This window comes from Paenibacillus sp. TCA20, assembly GCF_000732325.1.
Lineage (GTDB): Bacteria > Bacillota > Bacilli > Paenibacillales > Paenibacillaceae > Paenibacillus > Paenibacillus urinalis.
Genome location: NZ_BBIW01000012.1, coordinates 143057 through 156369, shown reverse-complemented (window position 1 = coordinate 156369; position 13313 = coordinate 143057). Strand labels below are relative to the sequence as shown.

11 protein-coding genes are annotated in these 13313 nt (G+C 47.4%); 5 read left to right on the top strand and 6 right to left on the bottom strand.

What is annotated here, in order from left to right:
• Nucleotides 1-15: 15 nt before the first annotated feature.
• Complete coding sequence (locus tag TCA2_RS20485; RefSeq protein ID WP_047913461.1) at nucleotides 16-831, top strand: carbohydrate ABC transporter permease; 816 nt, start codon at nucleotides 16-18, stop codon at nucleotides 829-831.
• A gap of 28 nt (nucleotides 832-859) precedes the next feature.
• On the opposite strand, the gene TCA2_RS20480 is transcribed toward TCA2_RS20485, so the two are convergent.
• A complete protein-coding gene (locus TCA2_RS20480; protein ID WP_047913460.1) occupies nucleotides 860-1732 on the bottom strand; it encodes an AraC family transcriptional regulator in 873 nt (290 codons plus the stop codon).
• Between the two features lie 184 nt (nucleotides 1733-1916).
• Here TCA2_RS20480 and TCA2_RS20475 point away from each other — a divergent pair, with 184 nt between their 5' ends.
• Together TCA2_RS20475 and TCA2_RS20470 are read left to right on the top strand one after the other, a co-directional pair.
• Complete coding sequence (locus TCA2_RS20475) at nucleotides 1917-3056, top strand: LLM class flavin-dependent oxidoreductase (protein ID WP_047913459.1); 1140 nt, start codon at nucleotides 1917-1919, stop codon at nucleotides 3054-3056.
• Nucleotides 3057-3295: 239 nt separating this feature from the next.
• Nucleotides 3296-5311, top strand: coding sequence for a S9 family peptidase (locus tag TCA2_RS20470; RefSeq protein ID WP_047913458.1), 2016 nt, complete (start codon nucleotides 3296-3298; stop codon nucleotides 5309-5311).
• A 141-nt stretch (nucleotides 5312-5452) separates the two neighbouring features.
• Here the strand turns inward: TCA2_RS20470 and TCA2_RS20465 are convergent, their stop codons facing one another.
• The 4 genes from TCA2_RS20465 to TCA2_RS20450 all read right to left on the bottom strand — a co-directional run bounded on the left by TCA2_RS20465 (nucleotide 5453) and on the right by TCA2_RS20450 (nucleotide 9811).
• On the bottom strand, nucleotides 5453-6319 hold the full coding sequence (locus tag TCA2_RS20465) for a hypothetical protein (protein ID WP_152557814.1): 867 nt from the start codon (nucleotides 6317-6319) through the stop codon (nucleotides 5453-5455).
• Nucleotides 6320-6509: 190 nt separating this feature from the next.
• The gene (locus tag TCA2_RS20460; RefSeq protein ID WP_047913456.1) at nucleotides 6510-8540 is read right to left on the bottom strand and encodes a sulfite exporter TauE/SafE family protein; all 2031 of its coding nucleotides are present in this window, start codon (nucleotides 8538-8540) and stop codon (nucleotides 6510-6512) included.
• Complete coding sequence (locus tag TCA2_RS20455) at nucleotides 8515-9417, bottom strand: ABC transporter ATP-binding protein (RefSeq protein ID WP_047913455.1); 903 nt, start codon at nucleotides 9415-9417, stop codon at nucleotides 8515-8517. Before TCA2_RS20455 ends, TCA2_RS20460 begins: the two co-directional genes overlap by 26 nt.
• Complete coding sequence (locus TCA2_RS20450; RefSeq protein ID WP_047913454.1) at nucleotides 9410-9811, bottom strand: GntR family transcriptional regulator; 402 nt, start codon at nucleotides 9809-9811, stop codon at nucleotides 9410-9412. Before TCA2_RS20450 ends, TCA2_RS20455 begins: the two co-directional genes overlap by 8 nt.
• A gap of 211 nt (nucleotides 9812-10022) precedes the next feature.
• On the opposite strand from TCA2_RS20450, the gene TCA2_RS20445 reads away from it, so the two are divergent.
• Together TCA2_RS20445 and TCA2_RS20440 are read left to right on the top strand one after the other, a co-directional pair.
• Nucleotides 10023-10670 carry a futalosine hydrolase gene (locus tag TCA2_RS20445; RefSeq protein WP_052512248.1) on the top strand — a complete coding sequence of 216 codons (648 nt, stop codon included), beginning with the start codon at nucleotides 10023-10025 and terminating at the stop codon, nucleotides 10668-10670.
• An 8-nt stretch (nucleotides 10671-10678) separates the two neighbouring features.
• Nucleotides 10679-11512, top strand: a complete 834-nt coding sequence (locus TCA2_RS20440) for a 1,4-dihydroxy-6-naphthoate synthase (protein WP_047913498.1) — start codon at nucleotides 10679-10681, stop codon at nucleotides 11510-11512.
• Nucleotides 11513-11620: 108 nt separating this feature from the next.
• On the opposite strand, the gene TCA2_RS20435 is transcribed toward TCA2_RS20440, so the two are convergent.
• Nucleotides 11621-13219 (bottom strand): ATP-binding protein, encoded by a 1599-nt coding sequence (locus TCA2_RS20435; RefSeq protein WP_047913452.1) that lies wholly within the window; start codon nucleotides 13217-13219, stop codon nucleotides 11621-11623.
• Between the last annotated feature and the right edge of the window lie 94 nt (nucleotides 13220-13313).

Here is a 13313-nt window from a genome sequence, read left to right as displayed (position 1 = left end):
GGAGGATGATATCCCTTGTTTGCTCGTACGCTCGGCAAGCTGCTGCTCACGCTATATGCCATTATTATTCTGCTTCCGCTGCTTGTTGTCGTTATGGCAACGATGAAGGACCAGCAGCAGTTCTATATGAATCCGATCGGAGTGCCTTCCTCCTTCTCGCTGGATAATTATATTCACTTATTTCAAAGCCAGCCGATGCTGATGTATTTCAGCAACAGTGTCATCGTCTCGTTCTCGACAGTCGCTGTGCTGCTTGTTCTCGCAAGCATGATCTCGTTCGGACTGTACCGTCTCAAGAATAAAATATCCAAAACGATATTGCTCCTGTTCGTCATTGGTCTCATGGTGCCTTCTCAGGTTAACATGATTCCGATTCACTCCTTCCTGCGGGATTTGGGGCTGACGAACAGCCGGATCGGTCTCATCCTTGTCTCCGTATCGGTTCTTATGCCGCTCTCTGTGTTCATGATCAACGGCTTCATGAAATCCTTGCCTAGAGAGGTATTTGAGTCCGCCAGTATCGATGGAGCTGGAGAGTCACGCATGTATCTCCAGATTGCGATGCCGCTCTCGGTCCCTTATCTAGCAGCGACGGCTACCTTCTTGTTTGTCTCGGTATGGAACGAGTTACTGTTCCCGCTCCTGCTGATTACGGATCAATCGAAGATGACCCTCCCGCTGGCGCTGCTGCAGTTCCAGGGTGAGTATTCTACGAATTATCCAGGACTCTTGTCAGGCGTTGTCATCATATCTCTGCCTATGCTGGTCATGTTCTTGTTCCTGCAGCGCTTCTTCATCTCAGGCGTGACGGCAGGCTCTCTCAAAGGTTAAATAAACACACAAAAGGACAAGTCAAGGGTTATCCCCTCAGAGCTTGTCCTTTTGTGTGTTTTTCACGGTATTTGGCTGGTGAGACGCCCTCATAGCTCTTAAAAGCTTTGGAGAACGAGAACAGATCGGGATATCCCACAGATTGGGCAATTTCTCCGAGCTTATAGTTCGTGCCTGTGAGAAGCAGCTTCGCCTCATTCATTCGCAGCTCCTGCATATATTTCATCGGAGAGATGCCATACGTTTTATGAAATGTTTTAGTAAAATGTGTGCGCTCAACGCCAACATAATCAGCTACACTCTTGATGGTAATGCCTCCAGCGTAATGAATTTCCAGATACTCTTTACCCTGCTGTACCCAAGAAGGCTCCTCCGGCGTCTCAGCCAGACTCGATTCATTCACAGCAAGCGCGTCAAATACCTTCTGAAGATAGGTCAGCCGCGATAAATCGGTCAGCTCCATTCGGCAGTGATCGAACCACGACTTCATGATCTCAACGGCTTCATCATTCAGTCCTCCCTGCAGATGGGGTCTTGACGGCCCAAGACCTGCTCTTGCAAGCAAGGACAGCGCATGCTTTCCGTCAAAGGCAAAAAAGATTTTCCGTAACGTCTTGTCCTCTGCGGTGTAATATTCGTGTGTAACTTGAGGAAAGAGACAGAACAAGTCCCCCGGGCGAAGCGAGTAGGTCTTCCCGCTCTGAATGAACGTCCCCTCGCCTTCAAGCACCATCAGCAGGTAGTAATATGGCGTTACCCGCGGTCCAATGCGATAGGCTGGCTTGGCAGCATTAGCCCCTAAACGGATAGGCCATGCAGCACTCCCCTTCTCATAAGCAGAAGGATTAAAAAAATGAATCTCCAGAAATTCGTGAACGTCTTCCTTCATATTTGTAAACATCTAACCCCTCCGATACCCACAAAATGATAAATCTGATTCCCTTCTATTGATATGGTTCGATTCGTTCAAGGTTGTTAAACTGATTAATATACTATTCCTACCGTATTAGTTGTAATTATTTTTATACCAAATATATAGAGTGAATGACAATAATGCAAGCATACCTTGAAAGGAGTGCATGATAATGAGCACAGCAGCACAATCCGTAGAGTTTGGTTGGTTTATTCCCACGAATGGGGATGGAAGATATATTGGTACCTTACTCGAGCGCAAGCCTTCCCAGGAGTATTTCGTACAGGTGGCACAAGCCGCAGAAAAAGCAGGGTACGAGTTCACACTCATTCCTGCCGGAGGAGATTGCTGGGATGGATGGATCGTCGGCTCTTGGGTCGCGGCTCATACCACCAAGCTGAAGCCGCTTATTGCAATGCGTCCAGGGCTGATCTCACCTGTGCTTGCAGCCCGTATGGCCTCCACTCTGGATCAAATGTCCGGTGGCCGTGCGCTTATCAATGTTGTTACTGGCCACTATCCTCAGGATCTCAAGGCAACCGGCGACCCGCTTCATGGAAGCCATGATGAACGTTATGAACGGACGAAGGAATTTTTGGATGTCGTTAAAGGTGTCTGGGGCGAAGATGGCAGCGGAGCAGGATTTGATTATGAAGGCAAACATTACGCGGTTGAAGGTGGTGTAAGCAAGCCTGCTCCTGTGCAGAATCCACACCCACCGCTATATTTTGGAGGAAGCTCTGTTTCAGGCAAGAAGGTTGCAGCGGAGAGCGCGGATGTCTACTTGATGTGGGCTGAGCCGGTGGAATGGATTCAAGGACAAATTGCCGAGATGGAGCAGCATCTTGCGGAGCTGAAAGACAACACAGGTGTAGAACGCACGCTTCGGTACGGAATAAGAGCTCAGCTTGTCGTACGTGAGACAGAGGAAGAAGCTTGGGCAGCCGCCTGGAATATTCTAAGCAAGGTTGAACCGGATCAGCTGAAGAGTCAGGAGAAGCTTCATGCCAAGACAGATGCGACGAACCAGAAACGCCAAATGGATCTGTATGAGCAATCGAAGGAGCAGGACTATATTATCGGACCTAATCTATGGTCCGGCCTATCTGCTGTCCGCGGCGGGGGTGCCGTAGCCTTCGTCGGAACACCAGAGCAGGTATCGGACAGACTGCTGGAATTTGTGGATGCGGGAGTCAGCTCCTTTATCCTCTCCGGATATCCACATTTGGAGGAAGCCGAGATTTCAGGTCGTCTATTGATGCCTTTAGTTAAGAAAAAGCTGGCTGACCGTTCCATTACAGTCAGTGTTTAAATGACTTAGAGCCTAATCTCGATTAGAGATTAGGCTTATTTTTGCTGCATCACCAGCGGACTTCTAATCAACAGATCGGTTTCCAGGGCATTAATTCTCCAAGCCTATCGAATTCCCCCTCCTTCCTGTTCCTGCTTATCTATCATTTAAAGTTACATTGTGATCAATCAATTTATTGAGATATGATAGTAAAGAACGACAATACTTTCCAACGACTTCGATTTAGGAGGATCATACGTATGAGTGATAAACGAGGCATTACAGCAGAAGATCTGTATCAATTCATCTGGACAAGCGACCCTTCTATTTCTCCCAATGGAGAACGTGTGGCTTATGTATCCAAGACCGTTAACAAGGAACGTAACGGATATAGCTCTCATATCCGGATGGTAGAGCTGGGCAGTCATGAGGATATCGTATTTACAAGCGGTGAACAGGATCGTCAGCCGATGTGGTCCCCCGATGGAGGAAAGCTTGCTTTTATACGTAACTATCAAGATAAACCACAGGTCTGGGTCATCCCTGCTAATGGCGGTGAGGCGCAGGTCGTTACCCATGCTGAGCATGGCGTAAGCGGATTTGCCTGGTCACCGGACAGCAGCAAGCTGTTGTTCCGTACGCAAGTTGAGCCACAGTCCACTGAGACAGATTCGAATACATCGGAAGATGCAAAGACAGAAACAGCAGATTCCAAGAAGCCGCTGGAAGAAGAAATCATTGATCGAATTCGTTATAAAGCAGACGGCACCGGGCGCTGGAACGGGCGCAGATCTCATTTATACATACAGCAATTAGGGTCCAATGCCGACGCAGCTCCGTTAACAGGTGGAGACTATGACATCGGAGATTTCTGCTGGTCACCGGATGGAGAGAATATCGCCTTCGTTGCAAAAATACCAGAGGATGATTCAGACCCAGATCTCAGTCTAATTACCGACGTCTACGTCATAAACGCAAGTGGAGAGAATCGCCGGAAGCTCACCTCTTCCGAATGGTCAGTATATGCAGTCAGCTACTCTCCGGATGGCGAGAAGCTAGCCATCTTCGGAAGTGATCGTTCTCATCATAATGCGACTCAAGTGAATCTGTTCATTCGTCCTGTTCAGGACGGTGAATGGCTATCCGTAACGAAAGCGTATGATATCCAGCTCACAAACTCCATGGTAACCGACATGCGATCCGGCACTCGTTCTAACGGACCCGTGTTCAGTGAGGATGGTCAATCGGTGTACAGTCTGGTCTCGCGTGAGGGCGGCGTTCATCTAGTGAAGATCGCAGCAGATGGTTCGGGCTACGAATGGATCTCGCAAGGCAACAGAGACATTTATCAATTCGAGAAGTCCTCTGATGAGAAATTCATTCTTGCTGCTGCAGATCCGGCTCAGCCAGGAGATCTGTTCCTCCTCGATACCGAATCACAGCTCGAGAGCAGACTTACACAGCATAATGAGGTCTTCCTCCAAGAAATCGAGCTCATTCAGCCGGAAGAATTCTACTATAAGGCATCAGACGGGGAAGCGATTCAAGGCTGGGTGATGAAGCCCGCAGGAACACCGAGCGGGACGAAAATTCCGACTGTACTCGAAATTCACGGGGGTCCGCATGCCATGTATGGATTTACGTTCATGCTTGAATTTCAGCTGCTGGCAGCTCGAGGCTATGCCGTCATTTATACGAACCCGCGCGGCGGCCACGGATACAGCCAGGAATTCGTTAATGCCGTGCGTGGAGATTACGGCGGCAGAGATTACGCAGATCTCATGGAAGCTGTAGACTATGCATTAACTAAGTACGATTTTGTTGATGAATCTCAGCTCTTCGTAACAGGTGGAAGCTATGGTGGATTTATGACCAACTGGATTGTAGGGCATACGAATCGATTCAAGGCAGCCGTTACACAGCGCTCCATCTCCAACTGGATCTCCTTCTACGGCGTCAGCGACATCGGATTCTTCTTCACAGAGGATCAAATTGGCGGTGACGTATGGAAGAATACCGAATTATTGTGGAAGCACTCTCCCCTGGCGTATGTCGAGCAAGTGGAGACTCCACTTCTGATTCTTCACGGCGAAGAGGATCTTCGCTGTCCGATCGAGCAGGCAGAGCAGCTCTTCATCGCACTCAAACGGCTTGGCAAGAAGACACAGTTCATCCGGTTCCCGAAATCCAGTCATGAGCTGTCACGCGGGGGACATCCAGGTCTGCGTGTCAAACGCTTGAATCATATTGTCCGCTGGTTTGACGAGCATAAATAAGCTCGCGATCTATTTCGAGACTTCGAATAGAAATAGAATGATATTGAGGTAAGGCTGCACATCGTCACGACTTCTTCATGAATGGTGATATATGACGTGCAGCCTTGCTTCATCTTCAATATAAAATGAGTATGAGGAGGATTAGAGCAGCTTGCCCGCTCCTGCGATGACCTGCTTCACCTTCGACTCTAGTTTATACTGTTCTTCCTTTTGTCTTACGATGTCCTCTGCAATGGTACATAATGCTGTAATCGATGAGAGAACCGCTGTGCCCTCCTTCTTCTTCGTCACAACATTGAAGTTCTTCATTTCCTGTGTAAATCGTTTCTTTGCTGCAGATATATTGCTCTTGGCTGCTCTAATCTGTACCTGGACCGGATTTTTCTGCGCAAGTGCTGTCCTGACCTTCTTGACTTCGGCATCTCTCGCCTTTTTAGCCGCGGTCAGCTTGTCCTGTTTACGCTTGATCTCTTCCTTTGCGAGCGTAACCGCGACTTTGGTTGAGTCTACCTGTGACTTCACTGCAGCCGTCAGATTCTTGTTCTTCAGCTTTCTTACGAGGGTCAGTTCCTTGTTCAGCGAGGAATAGAGGGCAAACAGCGGTTCATACCGTTTCTTCGTGCTCGTTACATCCTGTGTTAATTTATCAATTTGTGCAGCTTCATGCTGTCTGAGTCGTTCAAGCAGTCTCGTTTCCGATTCCTTATTCGCATAATAGATCGTCCGGATCTGCTGATCAACGGATTGATCCTGCTGATGGAGGGTCTTCAGCCTGCTCTCCTGCTTACGCAGCGCTGACGAGATGGCAGAGCCCGACGACGATACGGTTTGATCCAGCATCTTCTTGCCCGTAATGGACAATTCGAACCCTGCCGCAAGAGCTGAAGGTACAGTTAGCGTTATCGCTAGGCCGATGGAGGCGAGCAGCAGCCCGCCTTTTTTCCACCATGTACTTCGCACGCTCCCCTTCCTAATCCCTGATGTTTGAATCTCACTAGACTTGTTCACGTTCGTTCATTCTCCCTTCTCACTTCGATTGTTTACTCTGATCCACTTCAATAAAAACGCATAAACACAAAAAACCCGCAAGAATAGGCATCCTGCCTGTTCTTACGGGTTCTTCCTCATAAGCCGCTCATATTCAAATCGGATCTATTCATATATACTTCATTTTCCACCTAGCGTCAAGCTGCACGCTCTACATACCCTCTGGAAAATGCTCCATGCCGTTAATAAATACTTCGCCTGTATTCAGCTTGATCTTGACGAGATAGGGGGTATCCAAATTGTAATCATCGTATACGGACAGGTCCTTTCGATGTGTTAGCACATCCCACTGACTGACCTCCTCTGTTACGCTCGTTTCCCCAGATAGCTGCGCCATATGTTCATAGTATTTCTCGTTTAATTCCATATCCTCTTGACTGCCGGAGAAACCGGTGTTCGGAATGTTTCTTGTCACTGTCATTTCGCGGATATCTGAAGGATTCATTCTGGCTTGATCAGCAAGACCCTTCTCTACCATCCAGGCTTCCAGCTCCTCATAGGATTTGCTCCATTCTTGATACTGATAGCTTCCGTAACGTAGATTGGGACTCGTTAGCTCAATTGTCGCCCAGCTGTTTCCCATCTCAAGCTGTTCCTCATAACTCATGCTCACTATTTCTTTAAGTAAGATCTGCTTAAATTCCTTAATGTCCTCTGGATCCTTAATTGTAACCTTCTTATTCGCCTCCCAGCTTGTTAATGTAATTCTCGATGTATCTTCATCCAGAAGGGTGCTCTGAACATACTGCTTCTTATACTCTTCGTGCTCCATAACCTTCCTTAGACTGTTCTCCAGCTGACCTTCTTGCAGCTCATACTCGCGAACCCATTTATTCCCACTCTCTAGCTCGTAAGCAATAACTAAATTTCTTGAACGGTCTGAAGTCTTTACAGGTGTGATCTCACCTGCTTCATATTGGGCAATAAGCTCTTGATGCAGCTGAAGCACCGCTTCAATATAGGCAGGATTCTGACTGAAGCTCTTGCTGGTCAGCTTCGCTGGAATTTGCATTTGATTTACCTCATCCATATCAATGAGGTTAGTAAAATGCTCAGATACAGCGACACCTTTAATGTCCTCCGCCTTAGGGACACGAGTTTCAAAGCCATCGATATTGGATACAGGCAGATATAGCAGCAGAAGAAGCAAGAGACTGTATCCTATCGAGCTTGCGAGTGTGCGTTTGCTCCATATGAGCCAAGTCTTGCGGACGACCATCTCAGCAATAAGACAGCCTAGAATCCCTCCGATGAGATAACCAATTATTAAACCACGAGTACTGTATCCATTCGCCTCGGACAGATAGGCCCCTAATGCCATGGATATAAACAGCATGACCAGCAGACGGAACAGGAGTGTCATAAATGGAAAGACAATAGCTCGTCCTGAGGCGGCCGTATCTCTTTTTCGATATAAGAAATAACTGATTATAATAAACATGACACCTAACAGCAAGTAAATAAGAATCTCCATCCAGCCGAACGGTTGACCTGACAGTCCTGTCAGCCTCAGAAATGGCGAAATAGTGCCCAGTTCAAATCCAGTGCTATATCCCATTTCATAATATTCACTAGAGAAGCCGAATAGAAATCTCTCCATATGAATGACACCCAGCACAAGGATCCAGGCCGGGGTCAGGAGCAGACCATAGGTTACAATCAGCTGAAGGATCGTTTGTCCAAGACTTACTGCAAGCAGGACCGTGAGTCCAGACAAAAATAATATGATCGCTGTAGACAGCCACGCCCATTCCCAGACAACGGACAGCTCATATATGTAGTGATTACTTGCAAACAAACGAATCAATGCGGTTACGACAGCAATTACCCACACCGGTACTAACATGAGGATCAGTGCACTGAACAAATGTGATGTGAGCAGCTGGTTCCGTGTAATCGGCAAGCTGTGATATAAATCGGACGGAGCCTTACTATGCAAATATCGAAAAATAAAGCTTACGGTAAAGATCGGAAAAATCAGCAGCAGATTAAGCGTCAGATCGTCTGAAACATCAAACAAAGAATCGATCTCTCTGCCCTGGCCTCCACTAACGGGATGAACCAGCATAACAAATGGCAGCAAAAAGGCCAGAGCCAGCAGATACAAGATTCCAATCCATCCATGCTGCTTCAGATCTTGGAGAATCACTCCACGGTTAAAGAATAATCGGATGGATGTCATAGCCAGCGTCCTCCATTTCATAGATAAAAATCTCTTCCAGCGTGAGAGGCAGCATATCAAGCACATAAGGATCGTAAGCCTTGAATGCTTCCTTCACTTCCTGCTCATCGCCTTTCACGATATAAATTTCCACACTTCCCCGCTTCTCTCCATGCAGTATGCGAACATGGCTGGACAGGGTCTCCTCATGACGGTCATCTCGGAAGGCTACTTGAATCTTGTGGGTATCGGCCTTCAGATCATCCAGGTCCTTCTCAACCATGAGCACTCCGTTATGCATGATCCCGATATGATCGCACATATCCTCGATTTCTCTTAGATTATGAGAAGAAATAACGACGGTCAGCTCTCGTTCAGCTGCCTCCTGGAATAATAAATTCTTGATCATCTTGCGCATGACCGGGTCAAGCCCATCGATGGGTTCATCCAGCAGCAATACATCCGGCATACAGCTAAGAGCCAGCATAATTGCAGCCTGGTGCTGCATCCCCTTAGACATTCGGTACAGCTTCCGTGTAAGGTCCAGCTTGAACACCAATTCCAGCTGACGAAACCGTTCTTCATTCCACCCGGGATACATTCGCTTGTAGAAGGCAGCCATCTGGCGAATCGATGTATGAGGGAAAAAGTAAGGAATATCGGACATAAAAATAATCCGGCTTTTTAATTGTGTATTCTCATAAACGGGTACGCCGTCAATGGAGACACTTCCCTTGTCAGGCTTATAGATTCCTGCCATTGTTTTTAACAGCGTCGTCTTTCCTGCTCCGTTCGATCCCAAGAGGCCGAATATCGAGCCCTTCCGAACAGTAAGGGACAGATGATTCACCGCTGCCTCTGTCTCAAATACTTTCGTTACACCCGATACTTCAATCATGCTCTTCCCCCTCTACCCGATCCAAATGACGATCCTGCTGTGCCTTCTGATAAATCTCCCTGATTTCACCTTCTGTCATTCCCAGATAGACTGCTTCCGTAAGCAGCTTATGTATCTCCAGCTTCAGTTCCTGTTTTCTCTGATCAAGAGGTCTATGCTCCACCTTAGCAACAAAACTTCCCTTGCCCTGCAAAGAATAAATATACCCGTCCCGTTCCAGCTCACGGTAAGCCTTCTGAATCGTATTCGGATTCACGGTAAGCTCGGCTGACAAATGCCTCACAGAGGGCAGCTGCTCATCTGGCTTCAGCATTTCCATCATAATCAACTCCTTAATGCGTTCAATTAACTGCTCATATATCGGTTTACGGCTGCGCACGTCCAGTTCAAACATCGGATACCTCCTTCATAAATAATCAATACCAATGTAACGATGTAGAGCCCAAAGTTAATGCATAACACTGAATTAACTGTACTATTACTTATAATACAGTTAACTATTAAACTGTCAATAATCACTTTGTCATGCCACTTTCTCAAAAATGATATAATTAAATCGCATTACACACCTGTTTCTATGTCACCAGAAGGAGCTGAGCTGCATCATGTCATCTCGAATCTTGATCGTCACTGCCGTTGAGGCAGAGCGGAAGGCTATAGAGGACGGCCTGAAAGTCCCGGAGTATTATCACGTCATTGCAGGAGGAGCCGGACCTGCGTCCGCCGCGGCAGCAACCGCAGCAGCACTGGCTTCTGATTCGTACAAGCTGGTCATTAATGCAGGAATCGGCGGCGGCTTCCCGGGGCGTGCCGGAATCGGAGACGTCGTTATTTCTACAGAAATGATACAAGCGGATCTAGGCTCCGAGACGGCGGAAGGATTCCGCAGTGTGGACGAGCTCGGTTTCGGCAGATCACGAGTGACCGCCGATTTCGAAGCGATTCAATCCATTCAATCCGCATTACAGACATCAACAGATTTACCTGTCCACTACGGCCCCATTATTACGGTATCAACTACAACGGGAACAGCTCACACCGCCGAGGAATTGTTAAGACGTGTTCCAGAAGCATACGCAGAATCCATGGAAGGGTATGGCGTCGCCGCTGCGGCAAGCTATATGAATGTACCCGTACTCGAGATTAGAGCCATCTCTAATACCGTGGGTCCCCGTAACCGGGATGCGTGGCGCATTCCAGAAGCACTGCAAGCTCTAACCACAGCCAGCCAGAAATTATCGGAGGTCTTGTAATTATGAACATGAACATTGTTTACTCACCATGTCCCAATGACACATTTGTCTTTCATGCTCTAGTCCACGGGCAGATCCCAAATACACCGGATTTCACGGTTACATACGCAGATATTGATGTGACAAATACGCTTGTTACGAAGCCAAGTGACTATGATATCCTCAAAATTTCTTACGCCGCCCTGCCATGGCTGTCTGATGAATATCGCCTCATTCCATGCGGCGGTGCCCTTGGCAGAGGCAACGGTCCCCTGGTGTTGACAGCAGATCAGAATACCAAGCCGGAATCACTCTCTGGAAAAAGAATTGCTGTGCCTAGCGAGCGTTCTACCGCTTATCTTCTGTTCCGGCTATGGGCTGCCCAGAACGTGCCTAGCGGCATCGGCGAAATTGTGGTTATGCCATTTGACCAGATTATGCCTGCCGTTCGCGATGGTAAGATCGATGCGGGTCTCGTTATTCATGAAGCCAGATTTACGTACCCGTCATACGGCCTCTCACTAATGGCGGATATGGGTACTTGGTGGGAAGCGGATACGGGTCTTCCGATTCCGCTCGGTGCCATCGTTGCGCGCCGCAGTCTTGATCCTGCTGAGATCACCTCCTGGATTCAAGCTTCCGTTGATTATGGCTGGAAGCATCCCGAGCAGTCCAGACCCTATATTCTTTCTCATGCACAAGAAATGGACCCTGAAGTTGCACAGCAGCATATCAATCTCTATGTCAATGAATTCACCAGAAATCTGGGTGAGGAAGGCTTCGGAGCGATTGAAGCTCTCTTGGGCCGTGCTGCTGCCGAAGGTCTCGTACCTGAAATTGACTTTGAGAAATTGAGAAGCTAAATACATGAAGCTCGGGTTATACACATGTAGCTGTATCCCGATCGAGCACAGCAAGAAGAAGCCTGCACGGATATCCCCGTCAGGCTTCTTTCTTATTGCAGCAGTTGATCAGGACTCGGGGCCTGATTCATCCGTTAACAATACAGGCAATATCAATCGAAACGTCGAGCCTTCTCCCAGCACACTATGTACCGTAATGGAGCCTTTGTGATCCTGGGCAATCTTCTGGCAGAGAGACAGACCAAGTCCTGTTCCATCCTCCTTTGTCGTATAGAAGGGATTGAAGATCTGATGAAGCTGATCAGGAGCAATTCCTGTTCCAGTGTCTTGAATCTGGATGACCGCTTTATTGTCAGCCCGGCTCACTCTAATCTTCACTTCACCAGGAGTCTCCATCGCCTCAAGCGCGTTGCGCACGAGATTAAGCAGCACTTGAACAATCTTGTCTCGATCCATATAGATGTACATCGACTCGTCCTCAATGTCCAAAGTCAGCTGATGTCCTCGCGAAATCGCGTCTGACTCCGACAGGGAAATAACCCTTTCCGTACACACTGTCAGCGACTCTGATCTCATATTGCTGGCATGTGGCTTGGAGAACTGAAGAAATTCGGCGGTCAGCTCCGTTACTCTCGTAATCTCACTCATAATAACCTCATACCAGGGCTTGATATTGTAGGACTGAATCTTGGACAGCTGTACAAATCCCCGAATCGCAGTAAGCGGATTGCGGACCTCGTGAGCCATTCCTGCTGCCAGTTCACCGACAACCTTCATCTTCTCCGATCTGAACAAGTCCTCCTCCCGCTGAAGCCACTGCTCCCGCCTCATCTGAAACAGCTTGTCCTCTGCCTTCATAATGAGCTGATTATGATCTTCACTCTCCTCAGGATGAGACACGAAGCTGTACGATACCTGGTAACCGAGTGAATCCATCTCCAGCAATGCACCAATATGATCCGGCATATAATATTCAGTGGGCAGCAGTAAGGCATAACGATCTCCTGCATATCTGGAAACACCATACGCGTTAGGGAAAGTGGAGGTAAGTGCCTTACCCAGGTTAATGAGCGCCTCATTCCCGCTTTCCAAGCCATCATGATTGTAAGATTTGAAATTTTGCAGATCTAGCAGAATTAAATAAAAAGGAACCTTTTTGGATATCAGCGCTTGTATCTCGTTCATATATCCAAGGTAATTAAGAAGGCCGGTCAGCGGATCGTGAGTGGTGAGATAGTCATTCTTATCGAGAAGGACCTGCTTCTCTGATTCGGCACGAATGACATAATGAAATAGAAAAACGATAAAAATTAAAGTCAAGAAGTCAAAAATCGTAACGAGGATATTATACGCCCCTATAGGAACGTAACTAAACCGAATAATGGTATACTGCAGGATAAGCAGTACAGAGACAGGCAATGTTTTCTTGTAGGATTGTTTCTTATCAAAAATCGTCATGATCATAATGTAGTACAGCAGTACACACCAGTTCAGCTGGGTGATATATTGAAAAATGCCGAGCAGAATCAGCTGAACCCAGAGAAACCGCGGATACTTATGATCTAATACTACGGATAACAACAACAGAATGCTCACGACAATCATGGCACACAAACGATGCGTGCTCTGACCCAAAATAGAAGATGCGATAATGATCAGCAAGCAGCTAATCGGAAAGAAAATTAACTTGAGTCGATGGATTAACAATCGTTTTTGCACTCCCCTATGCCTGTTTTCAAATTTAGCAGTTATAGATAAGTGCATTATATACCATGAATGTGAAGATTGTTGTCGAATAGTG